The sequence below is a fragment of the Providencia sp. PROV048 genome (assembly GCF_033688165.1).
Classification (GTDB): domain Bacteria; phylum Pseudomonadota; class Gammaproteobacteria; order Enterobacterales; family Enterobacteriaceae; genus Providencia; species Providencia hangzhouensis.
Genome location: NZ_CP096360.1, coordinates 2,818,090 through 2,837,209 on the forward strand (window position 1 = coordinate 2,818,090; position 19,120 = coordinate 2,837,209).

The 19,120-nt window shown below is 39.3% G+C and carries 13 protein-coding genes; all 13 read left to right on the forward strand.

Annotated features, from left to right (window positions below):
* Positions 1 to 2 precede the first annotated feature (2 nt).
* The 13 genes from tssF to M1F26_RS12560 are packed head-to-tail and all read left to right on the forward strand — an operon-like array spanning position 3 to position 18,898.
* Positions 3 to 1,778, forward strand: coding sequence for a type VI secretion system baseplate subunit TssF (gene tssF / locus M1F26_RS12500; protein ID WP_140170749.1), 1,776 nt, complete (start codon positions 3 to 5; stop codon positions 1,776 to 1,778).
* Complete coding sequence (tssG, locus tag M1F26_RS12505; RefSeq protein ID WP_140170750.1) at positions 1,742 to 2,779, forward strand: type VI secretion system baseplate subunit TssG; 1,038 nt, start codon at positions 1,742 to 1,744, stop codon at positions 2,777 to 2,779. The genes tssF and tssG overlap by 37 nt, the downstream gene beginning before the upstream one ends.
* A 5-nt stretch (positions 2,780 to 2,784) precedes the next feature.
* Positions 2,785 to 4,050 carry a type VI secretion system-associated FHA domain protein TagH gene (gene tagH / locus M1F26_RS12510; RefSeq protein WP_004908049.1) on the forward strand — a complete coding sequence of 422 codons (1,266 nt, stop codon included), beginning with the start codon at positions 2,785 to 2,787 and terminating at the stop codon, positions 4,048 to 4,050.
* A gap of 1 nt (position 4,051) precedes the next feature.
* A complete protein-coding gene (gene tssJ / locus M1F26_RS12515) occupies positions 4,052 to 4,603 on the forward strand; it encodes a type VI secretion system lipoprotein TssJ (protein WP_140170751.1) in 552 nt (183 codons plus the stop codon).
* Between the two features lies 1 nt (position 4,604).
* Complete coding sequence (gene tssK / locus M1F26_RS12520) at positions 4,605 to 5,963, forward strand: type VI secretion system baseplate subunit TssK (RefSeq protein WP_180359464.1); 1,359 nt, start codon at positions 4,605 to 4,607, stop codon at positions 5,961 to 5,963.
* Positions 5,956 to 6,711, forward strand: coding sequence for a type IVB secretion system protein IcmH/DotU (gene icmH, locus M1F26_RS12525; protein ID WP_004256004.1), 756 nt, complete (start codon positions 5,956 to 5,958; stop codon positions 6,709 to 6,711). Before tssK ends, icmH begins: the two co-directional genes overlap by 8 nt.
* A gap of 8 nt (positions 6,712 to 6,719) precedes the next feature.
* On the forward strand, positions 6,720 to 9,341 hold the full coding sequence (gene tssH / locus M1F26_RS12530) for a type VI secretion system ATPase TssH (RefSeq protein ID WP_140170753.1): 2,622 nt from the start codon (positions 6,720 to 6,722) through the stop codon (positions 9,339 to 9,341).
* Positions 9,338 to 10,126 carry a helix-turn-helix domain-containing protein gene (locus M1F26_RS12535; RefSeq protein ID WP_140170754.1) on the forward strand — a complete coding sequence of 263 codons (789 nt, stop codon included), beginning with the start codon at positions 9,338 to 9,340 and terminating at the stop codon, positions 10,124 to 10,126. Before tssH ends, M1F26_RS12535 begins: the two co-directional genes overlap by 4 nt.
* Position 10,127: 1 nt before the next feature.
* Positions 10,128 to 10,778: a type VI secretion system-associated protein VasI gene (vasI, locus tag M1F26_RS12540; RefSeq protein ID WP_004256010.1), complete on the forward strand. Its 651-nt coding sequence runs from the start codon at positions 10,128 to 10,130 to the stop codon at positions 10,776 to 10,778.
* Between the two features lie 5 nt (positions 10,779 to 10,783).
* Positions 10,784 to 12,232, forward strand: coding sequence for a type VI secretion system protein TssA (gene tssA, locus M1F26_RS12545; RefSeq protein ID WP_140170755.1), 1,449 nt, complete (start codon positions 10,784 to 10,786; stop codon positions 12,230 to 12,232).
* Positions 12,232 to 15,780, forward strand: coding sequence for a type VI secretion system membrane subunit TssM (gene tssM / locus M1F26_RS12550; protein ID WP_140170756.1), 3,549 nt, complete (start codon positions 12,232 to 12,234; stop codon positions 15,778 to 15,780). The genes tssA and tssM overlap by 1 nt, the downstream gene beginning before the upstream one ends.
* A 45-nt stretch (positions 15,781 to 15,825) precedes the next feature.
* Positions 15,826 to 17,169 carry a VasL domain-containing protein gene (locus M1F26_RS12555; RefSeq protein WP_227528818.1) on the forward strand — a complete coding sequence of 448 codons (1,344 nt, stop codon included), beginning with the start codon at positions 15,826 to 15,828 and terminating at the stop codon, positions 17,167 to 17,169.
* A complete protein-coding gene (locus M1F26_RS12560; protein ID WP_140170757.1) occupies positions 17,162 to 18,898 on the forward strand; it encodes a type VI secretion system baseplate subunit TssF in 1,737 nt (578 codons plus the stop codon). Before M1F26_RS12555 ends, M1F26_RS12560 begins: the two co-directional genes overlap by 8 nt.
* The last annotated feature ends 222 nt before the right edge of the window (positions 18,899 to 19,120 follow it).

Sequence of the window (19,120 nt, forward strand, 5' to 3'; positions counted from 1 at the left end):
TTATGTCATCAAAAAACTATTTTACGAATGAATCAGAATACTTAAAGGATTTGGCAGAACAAGTTGCGCAAGAAAAACCGCAGCTTGTTAATCTGTTATCCAATAAAATTCAAGATCCTGATAGTGCCCGTATTATCGACGGATTATCATATTTATCGGGTAATTTACGGCAGCAAATCGATAGGCAATTCCCTGAATTAACCAATAGCTTAGCAAATATGCTATGGCCAAATTACGCACGTCCTGTGCCTAGTATGACAATTGTTGAATACCAGCCTAATTATTCTGAATGCCACCACGCGATAAAAATTTCAGCAGGCCAACTCTTTAATGCAACACCTATTTATGTACAAAATGAAAATACCAACCAAGAAACTTTATTTCAATGTCGATTTAGCCAAAGTCGTGATCTCTGGTTAATACCAGCGAAAATTACGCAAACTTTACAAAGAACAACCGCCATTGAAATAACATTTGAATTGGATGGAATACAACCTCTCGCAAACATTGGTTTAAATAAATTATGTTTTTATTTAAATGGTTCTCCATTTACAACAAATCAGCTTTATTTTTTATTAAGTCAGCATATACAGAATGCCTCACTAGTCACAGATGAGCATGTATTGCCACTTAACCAGTTTGCAGTGAAACCTGTCGGTTTTCAAAAACAGGATGCATTACTCCCTTACCCAAAAAATAGTTATGATGGCTACCGCATCTTACAAGAGTTTTTCTGTTTTCCTGAAGCCTTTCTATTTTTGGATATTCAAGGAATGGATGATATTCCCTTAGCTATCCAAACCAAGCAATTCAAACTTGTTATTAATTTTGATAAAGAAATCCCCGATGGGGTTATTCTTCATAACGATAGTATTAAACTGAATTGCACTCCCATAGTGAATTTATTCCGTGCTGACAGTGAAGCAATCAATCTCACAGGAAAAGACGAGGAATATGTATTAAGCCCTAATTACCAATACGCCCACTGTTTTGATATTTTTTCCGTTAATGAAGTTTATGGATTACGCTATCCATCTGAAGCTAAAGCTTACCCAGTCACCTATACCGCATTTGAAAGTTTTTATCATCAAAACCATCACGAGCAAAATGATGGATATTATCGTTTAAAAATAACTCAAAAAGAGCGTACCTATGGTTACGCCCATCGGCTTTCTTTTGTTCGTCAACACGAACACCAATTACAACAATGCGAAGAAACGGTTTCGATTTCGCTCAATTGTACTAATCGCTATATCGCATCCCAGTTATCTACACGCTCAATTGATTTAGACCGTTCATTTATGCCTTATGGGCCTTTATCAGCTAAAAATTTATTCAAACCAACAGTTCCCTTATACCCACTGCTCGATAAAACGTTGTATTGGTCAGAACTAACTAATTTATCCCTAAATTATCAATCTTTACTGAACCTAGATTCATTAAAAAAAATATTACAACTTTATGATTTACCTTCAGTTTATGGCAAGCAGACCGCAAGGCAATCCCAAAAGCGTTTAGATGCATTAGTTGATTTACATTCAGAGCATATCGAACGTATCTACAAAGGGCTGCCAGTTCGTGGTTTAAAAACAACCTTGGTAGTACGTCAGAACGCTTTTCTTTCTGAGGGAAGCTTGTTCTTGTTTTGCACTGTTATTGCTCAATTTTTTACCTTGTATACCAGCATTAATATGTTCCATGAGTTAGAGGTTCTCAACCTTGATAATAAGGAAATTTATCAGTGGCCAGCACAAATCAACCAGCACATACTGAAATAATCGATCGCTGGCTGGAACAAGCTGGCCCATCGGTTACAGAGTATAATTTTTATCAACTTGTTGAATTATTAAATAAAATGATTCATCAAGACATGGATATCACTCGTGATAGTAGCGATATTATTCGCTTTAAATCACACTCTAATGTTGCGTTCCCAACGAGAGATGTCGTGTCTTTTGAAAAAAATGCCACTCATCAATATGAGCTAGAAGTTGCTTTTCTCGGGCTACAAGGAAGCCAGTCACCACTTCCTGGTTATTACCTTGATGAATTTGCTTGGGAAGATGCACAGCAAATCCCAGGGATTTCTGATTTTTTAAATATCTTTAATCATCGATTGATCTCATTGCTCTATCGTATCTGGCGGAAATATCGCTACTACATCTGTTTTGAGAATAAAGGCCAAGATTCCTTCTCACAATATATGTTTTCTCTTGTTGGTTTAGGAAATGGAGTTAATCGCGGACGGATTAAAATCAATCACAGCAAAATGCTCGCTTATGCAGGGCTTTTAGCGAGTCCGAGCCGTTCAGCAGATGTCATTAGCAGTCTAATATCCCATTGTTTTGACTTAGAAAATGTATCGGTTATTGGTTGGGAAACGCGCCGTGTTCCTATCCCAGAATCACAACAAAATAAGTTAGGTATTATTTCTCATCAACCCGGACAAAAATCTCGCCCTCGAATGTTATTAGGTGAAAATTTTAGTCTTGGATCTCACATACATGATTGCAACGGAAAATGCACTATAGAAATTAGTGAGTTAACTATAGAGCGTTATATGCGTTTTTTACCTAACGGTAGTGATTTCGCTCCTCTCGTCGCCTTCGTTTCTTACATTTTTCATGAGCAATTAGCTTGGGATTTACGTCTTAGTATTGCCGAAGATCAAGCTGAAGGTTTCTGTTTAGGTAAAAAAAATCATAACCAATTAGGTTGGCAAAGCTTTTTAGGGAAACCGGCTAAAAAGCCAAGTGTCACCATTACGGTATTGGAATAAAAGACATGGATAAACATCAGCCAACAATTTCATTTAGCATAACGAATAGTGAACAACTAGAAAGTGGTTACCTACCGAGTGCAACATTGACCCAACATGGTGGCTTAATTGGTAGTGGCAATCAATGTGACTGGAAAATTCAAGACGGTGATGGTGCTATTTCTGCCAGCCAGTTTACTGTTTTCTGGAAAGATCAGCATTTTTGTTTAAAAGTAAACTCAGGCTCTGTTTACATTAATCACGCAATTATACCGTTACATCTTGATGCGGTGAAGCTTGCCCAAGGAGATCAAATTAGAGTGGGCAAACTGGTTATTACAACCAATATTAGTTTAACTGGGCAGCCTGTACAAAATATGATGGCAGCGACACCGCAATCTATTGTTGCAAAAGATCATAATCCTTTAGATTCATTATTTGATATTGATACAGTAAATAATGAAAACAAAGAGTCCCCATTTGTTCCAACTGTTCAAGGTGCTCTCACTACAGATCCCTTACAAGCGCTAGAAAATGAAAATCTCAGTTTAATTTCTAAGAGTCAATCCGTCGTCTCAGAACCTTCTTTATTGAGTGACCCACTCTCTTATTCACCTGCCCTTGCGATATCAGATAATCAAGAGAATACCATGGTACAAGAATTTATTGATTTACCCAAAATTACACCTTTCGAAGATGAACACATGACCGATATTGATCATGTTGCAATTAACCCTCTCATGAATGGTTTAGGTATCCATCTTAATTTAGCGAGCTCTCAACAAGCTAATGACTTTCTCATAGAACTCGGTAAAACAATGAAAGCTGCTGTTGAAGGTTTACTCGCTTTGCAGCAACAGCAGGAGAGTTTACAGGATAAGCAACTTCGCCCTATTGAAGATAACCCGCTACGTCTAAACAGTAGTTATGAAGATACGATGAAATTGATGTTTACAGATGAACGTAGCCCTGTTCACCTTTCAGCACCTTCCGCCGTCACTGAAAGTCTGCACAATATGCAGTTACATTACCATGCAAATCAAGAAGCGATATCGACAGCTTTAGCAACAATGCTTGCGGCTTTTTCTCCAGAACATTTATTAAACCGTTTTTCCCAATACCGACGTGCTTCAGATAACACGCCAATGACTGATGGCTGGGCATGGGAAATGTACAGTAACTATTACAAAGAGCTTTCTTCATCGCGGCAGCAGGGTTTTGAAAAATTATTCTATGAAGTTTATTCCCATGCTTATGACCGAGCATTAAGAAAAGGCCTAGAGGAAGCTTAAAATGCAGCTTAGAACTTTCTCAGTGTTACTGTTATTTGCCTCATTTTTCATTTTGAGTGGGTGCAGTAAAACGTTACAGACAGCGTCAAAAGTGGGGCAAATTCTATTGGACCCGTCGATTCCCGTTGGCTATCCAAAAGATCAGCCATCCACTGTTGATTTAACCATCCTCGCTGAACCCTATATTAATCCTAATCAGGAAGATGAAGCTGCACCGATAAATATCCAAATTGTTTATCTTAATGAAGATTCTTTATTTGGCTCTTTAGATCATGACCAGATAGAAGCTAAAGATGGGGACTTAGAGAAAGTTCTGAAGAAAAATTATATAGACCACCAAGATTACACTATCTTGCCGGGCCAATATAAGCCCTTCCCGACGATGACACTACAGGCATCTAATCGTTATATCGGCATTATTGCCTATTATTCAGCCCCTGATAATGCGGAATGGAAAAAAATAGTTAAAGCCCGAGGAAAAGGACGACACTACTTTATTTTAGCTCACATTAGAGAAAACGAAATCGAATTTAGACAAGAAGAGGATGATTAATATGTCGACTAAAAATAGAGTAATTTGGCGTGAAGGGCTATTTATCAAACCTCAACATTTTCAGCAACAGCAACGTCATCAAGATTACGTTACTGAAAGTATTTTAAAGAGCTTTATCTCTCATTTTTGGGGATTCAGTACGTTATCGTTAAGTAACGATTTATATTCGTTAGGTCGTATTGGTATTCAAGAAGCTTCTGGCGTTATGCCAGACGGCACAATTTTCTCTATTCCAAACCAAGATTTATCACCACAACCAATTGATATAAAAAACATTACTGATAGTGATAGTAATGTCATCTACCTTGCCTTTCCTTTAGCTAATGGGAACGTTGGTGAAATCTCAAATGAGCATAATGGGAGCCGTTTACTTTCACGTTATAGTGAAAGTACAGAAAATGTTCGTGATTTACATACTGAAAATGGTGATTTAAGTACTATCCACGTTGCACGATTAAACCCTATCCTCAAGCAAGGTAAAAGTGGCTTAGACGCTTACGTGACATTGCCCATATGCCGTATTAGAGAACGTAATGCCAACGGAAGCTTAACGCTTGATAACGATTATATTCCAAGCCTCCTGAATATTCGGGCATCGCTATTACTCAATGAATTTCTTACTGAGATTGAAGGCACTTTGTATGAACGAGGTAAACAAATAGCCTCCCGAATTGGTGCCCCTGGCCAGCAAGGTGTTGCGGATGTCGCTGAATTTATGATGCTACAAGTACTCAACCGTACCTATCCACTTTATTCACATTATGCGCAAGAGCCAGTCATTCACCCTGAAAAGCTTTTTCGGGATTTATTGGAACTTTGTGGCGAGCTGCAAACATTCACGAATTCGTCTCGCTTACCCGATACCATTGCAAAATATAAGCACTTTGATTTAACAGATAGCTTTCTCCCATTAATAAAAAGTATCCGTGAAGCATTAAGTGTTGTCTTGACGCCGCGTGCAATTCCTATTCCGTTACAAATCCAAGAACACGGTATTCGAGTGGCGACTATTCATGACAAACAACTGCTCCAAAAAGCGGAATTTATTATTGCAGTTAAGTCACAGATGCCACAGGAACAACTACGCCGGCAGTTCCCACAGCAAACTAAAGTGACCACGGTAAATAATATTCGTAGCTTGGTCAGTGTTCAAATACCGGGGGTCCCTTTATCCCCTCTTTCAACTGCTCCACGGCAATTACCTTATCATTCTGGGTATAACTACTTCCATTTTGATCAACAAGGTAATGAATGGAAGGGGATCCAGCAGGATGGCAATATCGCCTTCCACGTTTCTGGCAATTTCCCTGATTTAGATATTCAGTTATGGGCAATAAGAGATGGAGCACTCTATGACTGATAATATTTTGCTTAATCACGATGTTGATAGCGGTATTTCACAGAAGAATTACCAAATCCCACTTAGGGGTAACAACATTAACCCAATGATCGATGCTGCAACGCCACTTTTAGGTATGGTTTTACGAATGAAAGCGATGTCTGAAACGCCACTTTCAGAGAAACTTTACCAGCAAGTGGTCATGGACATCACGTCTATTGAACAGCAACTGCAAATACAAGGTTACGAGCCTGGGGCCATTGTTTCGTTTCGTTATGTCTTGTGCACTTTCATTGATGAAACAGCGCTTGGATTGGGCTGGGATCAAGAAAATGGCTGGGTAAAACAGTCATTACTTGTCCACTTTCATAATGAGTCATGGGGTGGCGAAAAGGTCTTTATCTTAATTGAAAGATTATTAGGTGAGCCCAAACGTTACCTCGACCTCATTGAGTTTATCTACCTTTGTCTCTGTCTTGGATACCGAGGTCGTTACAAAGTATCTGCGGGGCAAAATGATGAATTCAACCATTTGCTTAGACGCTTACAAAAACAAATACAACAACTTAAAGGCGATGCAAAACCGATTATCCTGTTTGAAAAAGGGGATAACAAGCAGAGCCGCTACCGTTTAGGTAAGCGGTTAGGCGTACGTTACATCATCATTGGTGCGGCAATATTAGCATTTATTATTTATCAGATTTACTCATCCCAACTGAATTACCAAACACTCAGAATTGTGGAACAACTTAATACTTTACTCGGCTAGGACGCATTATGATCCAAATTGATCTCTCAACACTTGTTAACCGATTACACCCGATTGCTAAGCATGCGTTAGAAAGCGCAGCAGCCTACTGTGTAAGCCATCAACAACCTGAAATTACGATTGCTCAGTTTCTTCAGAAACTCATTGAAACGCCATTAACTGACATTCGCCTAATCAGCCAGAAGAGCACTTTGGATATTAATAAGCTGTCAGAATTATTAGATATTCAAATTCCACCTCATCAAGCCATTACACAGAGCTATCCGAGCTTCTCTCCTTTATTGGTAGAGTGGATGAAAGACAGCTGGTTACTTGCATCGACAGAATTCAACCACAGTGAACTTCGCTCAGGTGTTCTCTTTCTCACATTATTACAAATGCCGTTGCGTTACCTCCCAAAACCGGTTGCAGACATGCTTTCACAAGTTAATCGAGAGCAATTAAAACTCAGTTTTGATAAGTGGACAGAAGGGTCTGCTGAATCGCCTTTTGACGAACAAGCACCTCAAAATAACGGCAAAATCGCGTCGGACTCATTGTTAGCAAAATTTACGCAAAACATGACCGAACAAGCTCGAAATAATGAGCTCGACCCTGTTTTATGTCGCGATCATGAAATCGACCTTATGATTGATATCCTTTGCCGCCGTCGGAAAAATAACCCTGTCGTCGTTGGGGAACCAGGCGTTGGGAAAAGCGCGCTTATTGAAGGCCTCGCATTGCGTATTATCGCCGGTGAAATCCCTGAAAAATTAAGAGGATGTGAACTTCTAACCTTAGATTTAGGTGCATTACAAGCTGGTGCAGCGGTTAAAGGTGAATTTGAGAAACGCTTTAAAGGCATCATGCAAGAAGTTTCTCAATCTCCTCACCCCATAATTCTATTCATTGATGAAGCGCACACATTGATTGGTGCAGGTAATCAACAGGGTGGCCTAGATGTTTCCAATTTATTGAAACCTGCATTAGCGCGCGGTGAATTGAGAACAATCGCCGCAACCACCTGGAGTGAGTATAAAAAATACTTCGAAAAAGATGCTGCATTAGCCCGCCGTTTTCAATTAGTTCAAGTTAAAGAACCCACATCTGCGGACGCAATTATCATTATGCGTGGTTTACGCGCTATTTATGAAAAAGCACATAATGTTTTTATCGATGATGAAGCACTTCGAGCCAGTGCTGAACTCAGTGAACGTTATATTTCAGGACGTCAATTACCTGATAAAGCCATTGACGTATTAGACACTGCATGTGCAAGGGCAGCGATCAATTTATCTTCGCCGCCAAAAATGCTCTCTTCATTAAAAACAGATCTCCAGCAAATAGAGATGGAGACAGCGATATTAAAAAGAGAACATCATCTTGGCTTGGATAATCACTCAGAACGCCTTGAGGAATTAGCATCAAAAGCAAATGAGATTGAGCAAAAAGCTTCCGATATACAACAAGCATGGGAACAACAACAAGCGCTTGTTTCACAAATTATAACTTTGCGCTCAACATTATTAGACAATGAAAATACCGAGCTCCAGTCCGAAGATGCTCGTCATTCAGATGAACTGAAACAGGAATTGCAAACATTAGACCAGCAACTTGCTCAACTCCATGAAACACACTTACTCGTTTCGCCACACGTCGATAAAAAGCAAATTGCAGCTGTCATCGCAGAATGGACTGGTGTGCCACTAAATCGATTATCACAAGATGCTTTATCTATTGTTACCGATCTTCCCACCTACTTAGAAGAAAGTATTAAAGGGCAATCATTAGCAATACAGTGCTTACACAAACATTTGTTAACGGCACGCGCTGATTTACGCCGCCCAGGTCGCCCTCTTGGTGCATTTTTATTGGCAGGGCCAAGTGGTGTCGGTAAAACAGAAACTGTGATCCAAATTGCACAATTAATGTTTGGTGGAACTCAATACCTAACGACCATTAATATGTCTGAGTTTCAAGAAAAGCATACGGTATCTCGTCTCATCGGTTCGCCACCGGGTTATGTCGGCTATGGTGAGGGGGGGATATTAACAGAAGCTATTCGTCAGAAGCCTTATTCTGTTGTACTACTTGATGAAGTCGAAAAAGCCCATCCAGACGTTCTAAATTTGTTCTATCAAGCATTTGATAAAGGCGAGATAGCCGATGGTGAAGGACGAGTCATTGATTGTAAAAATATCGTATTCTTCCTAACGTCTAATTTAGGTGACCATGTGATTACCGCGTATGCGGACAAGCCTGATGAGCTGCAAGATGCACTTTATCCTGAGCTCACCACATTTTTTAAACCCGCCCTACTGGCCCGCATGGAAATTGTTCCTTATTTACCTCTTTCGGCTGATATTTTACGGCAAATTGTTGATAGTAAGCTGACGCGTCTTATGATCTTATTGAAACAACGTTTTAATGCAAAAATCCAGTTAGAAGATAGCGTCCCTAATGAAATTTTACGTCGAGCTTCTCGCGCTGAAAATGGTGCTCGTATCTTAGAATCAATTATTGACGGTGCCTTATTACCGCCTCTTTCTTTGTTGCTCCTTCAATTCAGTGCCCGTAATGAAACCATCTCCCATATTCGTTTAACAACGGAAAATGATGAATTTATTGCGAAGGTTAACAAAGAAAAATGAAAGCAAGACTAAAAAATGCACTTGCTCTTCTTGAGTGCCGTGACGTAGAAGCGCTAGCCGTTCAATTTTTGACATATAGTTTTTCGCGTAGCGTATTCAGCGGGCTAATTATTTCATTGGTCAATAAAACCGAAAATAGATTAGAAAGCTGGAACATTGACCACTCACTCCAAGTTCAAAGCCATTTTTTAGACACTGATATTACTGATGCCGATCACCCTTTAATTCAACTTGTATTAAAGGGTGAACCCACATTTTGGAAGAATTTACAGCAAGGTAGCTACATTAATAACGCGTCATTACGTGATTTTATTTCGCAGCTTCCTGTTAATACTGGGCTGTATAGCTTACCACTGCATGATCTGAACCATAAACCATGCGGTGCCATTATTCTTTTAGGGCAGGCCAAAGAGTTAGAAAATTTCGAACAAGGCATTTTCCCTATTTATTGCGAGCTCTTTCATCAGCAATTAAAACGCATTCTTGAATTGGCAAATACGCAACAAAAAATTTCGCACTTGCAATATCTCAATCAGTTGCAGAAAGAAAAGGAAGTAAGCCTCAATGCGGCCTTAAACATATTAACGGCATCAATCACAAGTATGGAACCAATAACAAATAACCCAAAAGATATTAATGATTTAGAGGCTGCTGTAGAGAGCTATGAAAAAGAAATTTTATTAAACAAGCGGCGTGAGCTAAAGGGAGATATCAACGCAATGGCAGAACACCTCAACATATCTAAGCGTGCGCTGATATATAAATTGAAGAAGTACGGAGTATAAAATGAAAATACTGAAACTCTTTTTTTGCTCTTTGATGCTAGTTTTCTTCGCTTTGTCTGGAAAAGCTGAAAGCAATATTAGCCAGAAGATCGCTGAAGAACTCACCCAGTGTCGTCTAGAATCTTCTCAGCTTATTCGCTTAGATTGCTATGACAAAATAGCGCTGTCCTCGACGCCTGCAGCAAATACTTCACCTAATATTGCTCAAATGGGGAAAACTTGGCGCCAAGCTTATGAACACGAAATGAAACGTGTCGAAAATAGTGCGGGTTTCTTAGTCTCAGTACCTGAAAATGGTGATTACCCCGTCATTATGACTATCCCAGCCATTGGTTTTCAACCTCCGCGCCCTGTTCTCATGTTGAGCTGCATCGACAACATTACCCGTATGCAAATTATTTTACCCAATAAACAAGATGCAGGCAGTGTGATGGTCTCGACTGATAGAACGCAATTCACTGCAGAATGGTTTTTACGCGAAAATGGCTATGTATTGGAATCAAGCCGTGGTTTACCTGGCATAGATGAAATCAAGCGTTTATTAAATGGCGAAAAATTGACTTTAAAATTAACTAATAACGAAAAACTAACGTTCAATATTTCAGGGATGTCCCAAGAAATTAAACCATTAAGAGCCGCTTGCCACTGGTAAAAATAATGACAAACAATACCCCTTATTCTTGGAAAGAACAGTTACTTGCCCATCTTGATGAACAGCTGGTGTGTAGTGCTGTGAACGATAGTGACCCCGACTGGGAGTATATCGATAGTGAAATGATAAAATTCGGCTCTCTCAGTCACAGCCAATTAGATGTTAAAGAAATTCAACGTCGGTGTTTGCGGTTGCTTGAAACACAGACAAAGGATTTCCGCTTAATCGTGCACTTATTACGTACCTTACAGCATGCAGGTGAACCTAAAGAATTAGTTTTAGCAGCGCAGATCCTTTCTGATTTTACGCGCCAGTATTGGCATGTCTGCTATCCAACGAATATTAAGCTCAAGCTACGCTTAGCGAACCAAATTATAAAACGCTTCGAGTCAGTAAACGATATTTTTTGCCGTTCTGCTAATAGCAAAATGCGTGATGATATTCTGGGCTCTTTTGCCTATTTAGCGCAATCTTGGCATGAACAGAGCCCCGAACTTTCTGAACAAATTGATGCATTGAGTCGAGGTTATCAGCGAATTGAAGAAAGCGAACAGCCCATAGTGTTAGCTTCAGCGCCAAAAGAAGCCGCAATGCCTATTACTGAAACTGTACAACCACCAGCAAATAGCTTTGTCATGCCAGCAATCAATATAAATCAGCATGACGAAAGACAATGGAAGCAAACGCTACTCCAAGTTTCAGAAGTTATTTGTTTACAAATGCCTGAAAGTTCAGTTGGTTATCGCTTACGACGTTATGCTATCTGGCATTCCATTACAATGTTGCCCCAAGCCGATCGTCAAGGTAAAACCCCATTAGCGCCGGTTTCGATGGATCGCATAATGGATTACAGAGCCCAACTTTCTCAACCATCAAACTCCCTATTAAATAATATAGAGCAAAGCTTATCACTATCGCCTTATTGGCTAGAAGGCCACATGCTCGCAGCACAAGCAGCAGCTAAACTGGGTTATTCAGAAGTCGCGGATGGTATCGCAGAAGAGTTACGTCTTTTTTTAGCTCGCCTTCCAAACCTCGTCAACTTGCATTTTTCTGATATGAGCCCTTTCGTCCCCGACAGCGTGAAAGAATGGTTAGAAGATTGTCGCAAAACAGAGAGTGGCCAATTATTTCATTCAAATACCACATTATTACAGCAAGACGTTTTACTGTGCTATGAACAACAAGGGCTTGAAGCCGCATTGAAGCTCATTGAATCAAGCCTTGTAGCTGCAATAGAGCCTAGAGATAAATTTTATGGGCAATTATTGTCAGCGCAACTATTCGAGCTCTCAGGAATGGGCTATATGGCGGCCCACTTATATCAGCAACTTTATACCGCTACTTTACACTTTTCACTCAAGGATTGGGAACCCAGCCTCGTAAGACAACTCGTTCAAAAAACAGACAAAATACCAGAAACAACAATGACTATGGATAGGGATCTACAATAATGAAATTACCGTTTTTCTCCATTTCAAACATAACCAATTCGGTAAAAAAACTGTTTTTTGCTGATAGGCCAAAAATTGCCTCCTTTTTCCTATTTTTATTAGCGTTACTCCCTGCGCTCGTCATTGTGTGGATTTGGTGGTGGGGGCCGACATTCACTTATCAAGACTCAATGCCATTTAGTACACTCACCTCACGCTGGCTTGCTACGCTAATTATTATTTTGCTTGTCGTCAGTTGGATAGGTTTAGTTACATGGCGTCGAGTAAAAAAACTTGAAGCGTTAAAACTCGATGTTGAGTTAACCGTTGTTGACCCCGTTAGGCAGGATATTGACTTCCAAAATCGTTATTTAGACTATTGGAAATCTCAATTTACTCGTCACTTAAATGGCCATTCTAAGGCTGTTTATTTGCGCCCTTGGTATTTTGTTTTAGGTGCAAACCAAAGCGGAAAACATAGCTTATTGAAAAATACGCTGAATCCATTGGATATCGCGCCAAGTGACAATATCGTTAATGAACAAAAGCTGCCTTTAAATATTGAGTGCTTGTTGACGGATAGTGCCGTTCTTTTTGTTCCTAACGGCAAGCTATTGACTCAACCAAATGAACATAATGAGAAACCTCAACTCTATCATCGGTTGTGGGAAGAGTTACTTAATTGGATAAAGACTAATCGCTCAAGACAACCCATGAACGGGATTATTTTAACGGTAGAGACCTTATCCCTACTCACCAATACGAAAGAGCAAAATAGCCAATTGATTGCCGACCTGCAAATGCGTATTGAAGAAATTAGAATGACTTTTAATAGTCAACTACCATTATATATCGTATTAACGAAGCTCGATTTACTACGTGGTTTCGATTCAATGTACCAGTCATTGGATGCGCAACAACGTAACCAAGTATTGGGTGTTTCTTTCGACCTTAAATCTCAAAAAGATTGGAAGACGGGTTTAACGCACTTCTGGTTACAGTGGGTTAACCAAATGAATAGCGCACTACCTGAAATGATGCTACAACGAGCAGAAGGTAATCAACGTAGTGATTTATTCAGCTTTGTACGTCAAATAGAAGGGTTACAGAGCCACGTTATAACATTAATTAATGCACTGTTGATTAATAACGAACAACATAACATTTGTTTAAGGGGTGTTTATCTCACCTCTGCATTACAGATTGGCCAAATAGACGATGTCTTTAGCCAAACGGCATCCGTGCAATACCATTTACCGACAGCCCCACTAACAACTTGGCCAATCAATGATAGCCACCCTTACTTTACACATAATTTATTTGACCAAGTCCTTTTCAGTGAGCCCAATTTAGCAGCTGAAAATCAATATTGGGTCAAAAAACACCGTTCTCGTCTCTTAGTCACAACACTGGCCAGTTTTGCCGGTTTAATTGCGCTTTGGAGTGGTTGGAATCACTATTATGATAAAAACTACCGCGCCGGTGAGAGTGTGCTTAATGAGGTTAAAGCCTTTAGAACGATAGATAATAACGTCCAAAAAGATACTGATGGTAGCTTACAACTTCCCGTCCTCAACCCATTGCGTGAAGCGACACTTGCCTATGGGAACCACCGCGATAAAAATGCGCTGTTTTCTGATATGGGGCTGTATCAAGGCCAAAAAGTCGGCCCACAAGTTGAGCAAGTTTATCTGCAATTACTGACCGAACGTTTCTTACCCGCAATTATGTCAGGGCTTTTAATTGAACTTAATAATGCAGATAAGGGCAGTGAAGATAAACTCGAAATTTTACGCATTATGCGCATGTTAGAAGATAAAACAGGGCGCAATAATGGCATGGTTGAAGACTTTATGGCGAATTATTGGAGCCATCTCTTCACTGGGCAACGTGAAAAACAAATGCTATTAAAAGCACACTTACGTTATGCGCTTGAACACACGGATTGGAAAGCGGAACGAGACAACGGTCTGATGACTGCGATTAAGGCCTTCACGCCTTTTGCGACCCCCATTAAAAATGCCCAGAAAGAACTCAGTGTGTTATCGCTTTATCAACGTGTGTACCAGGCATTACGGCTAAAAGCCAACCAAGAACTTTCAGCGCCTTTAAATTTGCAATATCAGATAGGCCCAAGTTTTAATACTGTTTTTACCGCTATTGATGAGGATAAATTAGAAATCCCACAGTTTTTAACACGTTCAGGATTATTAAACTATTTTATTCGCCAAAATGACAAATTAGTTGAACTCACGTTGCTTGATGCTTGGGTGCTCAATCTCACATCAAATACCCAATATAGTGAGAATGACCGTAAAGAAATTCAACGTCAAATCAGTGAGCAATATATCAGTGATTATATCGCTCAATGGCGTAACGGAATGAGTAATTTAGAAATTCGTGAATTTGACTCAATCCAAGATGAAATCATCGCTCTTGAACAAATCATCAGCGGAGAGCAGCCTTTGCGTCGTGCCTTACAAGTTTTGCGTGATAATACGGTCATTCCATCCATTGATGAAAACTTACCTATTGAGAAACAAAAAGCCTCGATGGCAGAACCTTCTTACCGTTTATTAACACGTTTAGATAGAGAATTCACACCCCAAACAGAAATACTGGTCAGTAATCAAGGAGAAAACTTACAGAATCTCAATCAAAAATTGAATGATTTGCATCGATATTTGTTGGGAATACAAAACTCTCCAGTACCGGGCAAAGCGGCACTTAAAGCAGTTTCCATGCGACTCAATGATAATAATAAAGATGCCATATTTGAACTATCACAAATGGCTAAAACATTGCCTGAACCGCTCAATCGTTGGGTAGATGAACTTGCAGAACAAGCCTGGAATGTTGTCCAGAAAGAAGCTATTCGACATATGGAAGTTGAATGGAATGAAAATGTTGTAAAACAATATAATACCTATATTGCTGGTCGCTATCCGTTTAATCCAAACTCAAAACAAGATGTTCCATTAAGTGAGTTCGAACGCTTCTTTAAACCTAATGGCACACTCGATAGCTTCTATCAACAGAACTTACGTTTATTTGTTGAAAATAACTTAGTCGATAATAAGGATAGTCAATCACTGATCCGTTCTGATGTTTTAGCGCAAATAGAAACTGCAAATCGCATAAGAGAAACCTTCTTTAATGCACAAGGTAATTTAGAAGCACAATTTGCAGTTGAACCCCTTTCATTAAGTGGCAATAAACGCCGTAGTATCTTAAATCTTGACGGTCAGCTTATTGATTATGCCCATAGCCGCAGCCATGTCACGCATCTCGTTTGGCCAAACTCGATGCGTTCAAATATTGAAAGTAAACTGACTCTAGTTCCGCTTTCCGGCGATAAATCGCCTCGTTCAATTAGTTTCTCAGGACCGTGGGCACAAATGCGCTTAGTCGACAGTGCGAAGTTAATGAATATCAAATCCAATTCATTCGATATTCGTTTCACGATTGATAGTGGGGATATGACTTATCGAGTTCTGGTTGATGAGTCTAATAATCCTTTCTTCGGAGGATTATTCACAAAGTTCCGTTTACCTGAAACCCTTTATTAATGTGATTGCCTCCACTTTATGTGGGGGCATAGGATATTCAACGAGATGAAATCAGAACATTTAGTCATTAAAATCGGGAGCTCCCCTTTAGATACTCCTGAATTTATTGCTCTTAAAACAGAATTTAACAAGTTAAGTCATCCTGCACGTCCGGAGGTCAGTTGGACGCTTATTGAATCACTTTGTTTGTCTCTTTTTAAAAATCATGGTATTGACCTACAAAGCGGTGCTTATTACACAATTGCACGACTACAACGCCATGGACTCAGTGGCTTTACTGAAGGCTGCGAATTATTAGCGAGTGTTATTGTTACTCATTGGGATGCGTTATGGCCTGAAAAACCGAATCAACGAACAGAAGCACTCAACTGGTTTAATACAAAGGCTAGCGCCCTGCTACGCCAGCAAACCTATGAAACAAAAGACCTCCGTTTGGTTTACCGCTCAGAACGCGCGCTACAATTAATCATTGATAAACTGGCTAAAACAACGTGGGAAAAACTGCCTAAAATTGAAAACTTGTTATGGTTCTTTCAAAATTTAGCCAAACAACTTGAAAAACAGGAAGAATATGCAAAACAGACTACATCCGAATCTGTCACGCTCCCGCCTTTAGTGTATATCCAACAACCTGCTAAACAGGTAGAGCAACCATCACCAACATTTATTTTTGAACCCCCAGAGCCCGCATCAACATTAACAGTAACAACTAAAAAAATGAGCGCTACCCGTGGTTTTATATGGGGTTGTGTGCTCAGTAGTGCACTCTTTTTAGTCAGTGGATTTAGCGCCTATGTTTATTTTAAACATGAGATGGAGGCTATAACGTCCATTCCTGAAGGTGCTGTTGCCAAATGGTTATTTAAACCCGAAATAAATACCTATGAATATCATTTAGCTTTGCTCGAAAAGCGTTCCCCTCTCGCTAACTTGAAACTGATCGAGAACATGCAAGAAAAAGCAAAATCTTATTGGCCTGCGGATGCTGATCAGGCTTACTTCAGCCGAAATTGGCAAAACCAATATGAGGCGCGTTTAGAAAATATGCCTATTAATGATAGTTGGTCTGAAACAGCAATGTTGTTGCAGCAACTTTCAAATAAAATTATTCAACAAGAAAAAAACCGAGGTAGTTTTACATTATCCTATTTAAAAACTGCCATCTATGACATTCAAAAACAGCACAATAAAGTGGAGCCTATTGAAGAAAAGCTCCGTCAATTATCGCTACAAATTAAAAATGGGCAGCCGGTTCCCCCTGCCACACTCATCAATATTGATAATAAAATTAATGGATTATTAGCTCGTTACTATGAATTACAAAAACAAGCAGAGCAAAAAGGTTTAAAACCCAGCTCATATTCATCTTTTGGATTAAGTCATGAGTGAAATAAAATATATTAAAGAAAAGCAATACTTACAAAAGCTATACAGTGAATATGCAGATAAAAAGCCACATTTAGCTGATGTATTAGATCCTCAAGATCCGCAAACAAGCTACCTATTAGAAGGGTTTGCTTTTTTATCTGCGCGTTTACAGGATAAAATTGACGATGCATTTCCTGAAATTACATTGCCCCTACTGCAACGACTAGACTCCCAAGCTATAAAAGGGCTTCCAGCAACGACTATTGTACAAATTGACCAAAGTGAATTGCTTTCTTTTCCAGTAGAGATAAATAAAGACCATCTTGTCTTAGGTAATAATGGGGCTCGCTTTAGTTTTTGTCATGAATTCGTCGTAGCACCCTATAGCCTTCTCGCTAGAAAAGTGATTCAGCACCCAAATCGTTCTTGTATTTCACTTGAATTACAGTATCGAGGTGAAACTAAATTTCATTCAACAAGTTCACTTGATGTTTTTTTAGGAGCCAATAAAAAAACATCAGAAACCTTACTACTCGCATTTAGCCAGTATTTTGAAAAAATTGAAGTCGTCCATAATCATATTCGCTATGAGGGAGATCCACTTAACTACGCTTTCGAGCCCAAAATCGGAAAACCCTATAAAATATTCCCACAAGAAAATGCATCACTCAGCGCTCCACAGCAATTATTGGAAGGCCTTTATTTACCTCATGTTCATCATTTTGTTGAGCTCAATATTCCCCAAGTTGTCACTGAGTTAGATTGGGAGCAAGAAAGGCGTTTTACAGTTAACATCTATTTCAATCAACAGCTTCCTTTGACACAAGAGGAATGTGAAAATAGCTTTTATTTAAACTGTGCTCCGGCAATGGATACCGAAGCACAACACACCCTGCTAATTGATTTTAAAGAAAATAAATCAAGTTATTTACTTCCTATCCCTAGCCATCACTACTTGGCTGACCTCTTTGAAATTCAACTTTCACTTGAGCCACATGAACAAGAGAGAGGCATATATTGTCATTTTTATCCTACGACAGAATTAACGGCATCTTCACGCCTTATGCCTCAATACCATAAAACCCTTTTTTACTCCTTAACGATGGAGAAAAATATCACGGGGCATACTCTTTATTATTTAAACTTTTTTGATAATAAAGGCGCCCCTATGGTAACACCGCCCAGCTTACATTTTTCATGTGTTTATATAGGCTTTGAACGTAACCAAAAAAACGAAATTGGCTTATTAAACCAACACAGTGAAAAAATGCCTGACGGAATTAAAACAGGAAATATCACATTATTGTCACCTTGCTATCCTCCCATCGTTAATAACCACCATTTTTGGCAATTATTATCCCATTACAGTGCTAATGCCTCAATGCTAATGTCATTAGAAAGCGTAAAACACTTAATTGCTGATTATATTCTCTATCGAGATACTGATAGGCAAGTGACACGAAGATGTGAGCGATTATTATCTGGGCTCATTGAGCTGAAAACACATTTATATGACCATATCTTAAAAGGTAAACCCTACCGGTGTTTATCTTTATCTCTACTACTTGATAACGCCCAATATGAAAGCGAAGGTGAGGCCTTTGTATTTACCACTCATCTCTATCACTTTTTTCCATTTTGCCTATCTGAAAATATGTTATTAGAGATGTCTGTGACACTGAATGATGAGAAAAAAACAATGTGGCATTTATCCCCATCCCCCCTAAAAGGACATAAGTCAATGATTTAATTATCTCTCTTAATGAGTAACTAATTAAAGTATCCCAAAGACTATCTCAATATAGTAAAGGGGAGCATAGAAAGTGTGGCGCAAAAACGCTTCAATTGCATCCCCGCCCTATGAACTTATAAGGCAACGCTGCCTGCTTTTAAAGTTTCAAGGTTGCAGTGATTCGCTGTTGTAAAGGGCTAATAATCCTATCTCTGTTTAATGGTTAGAATTCATAAAACC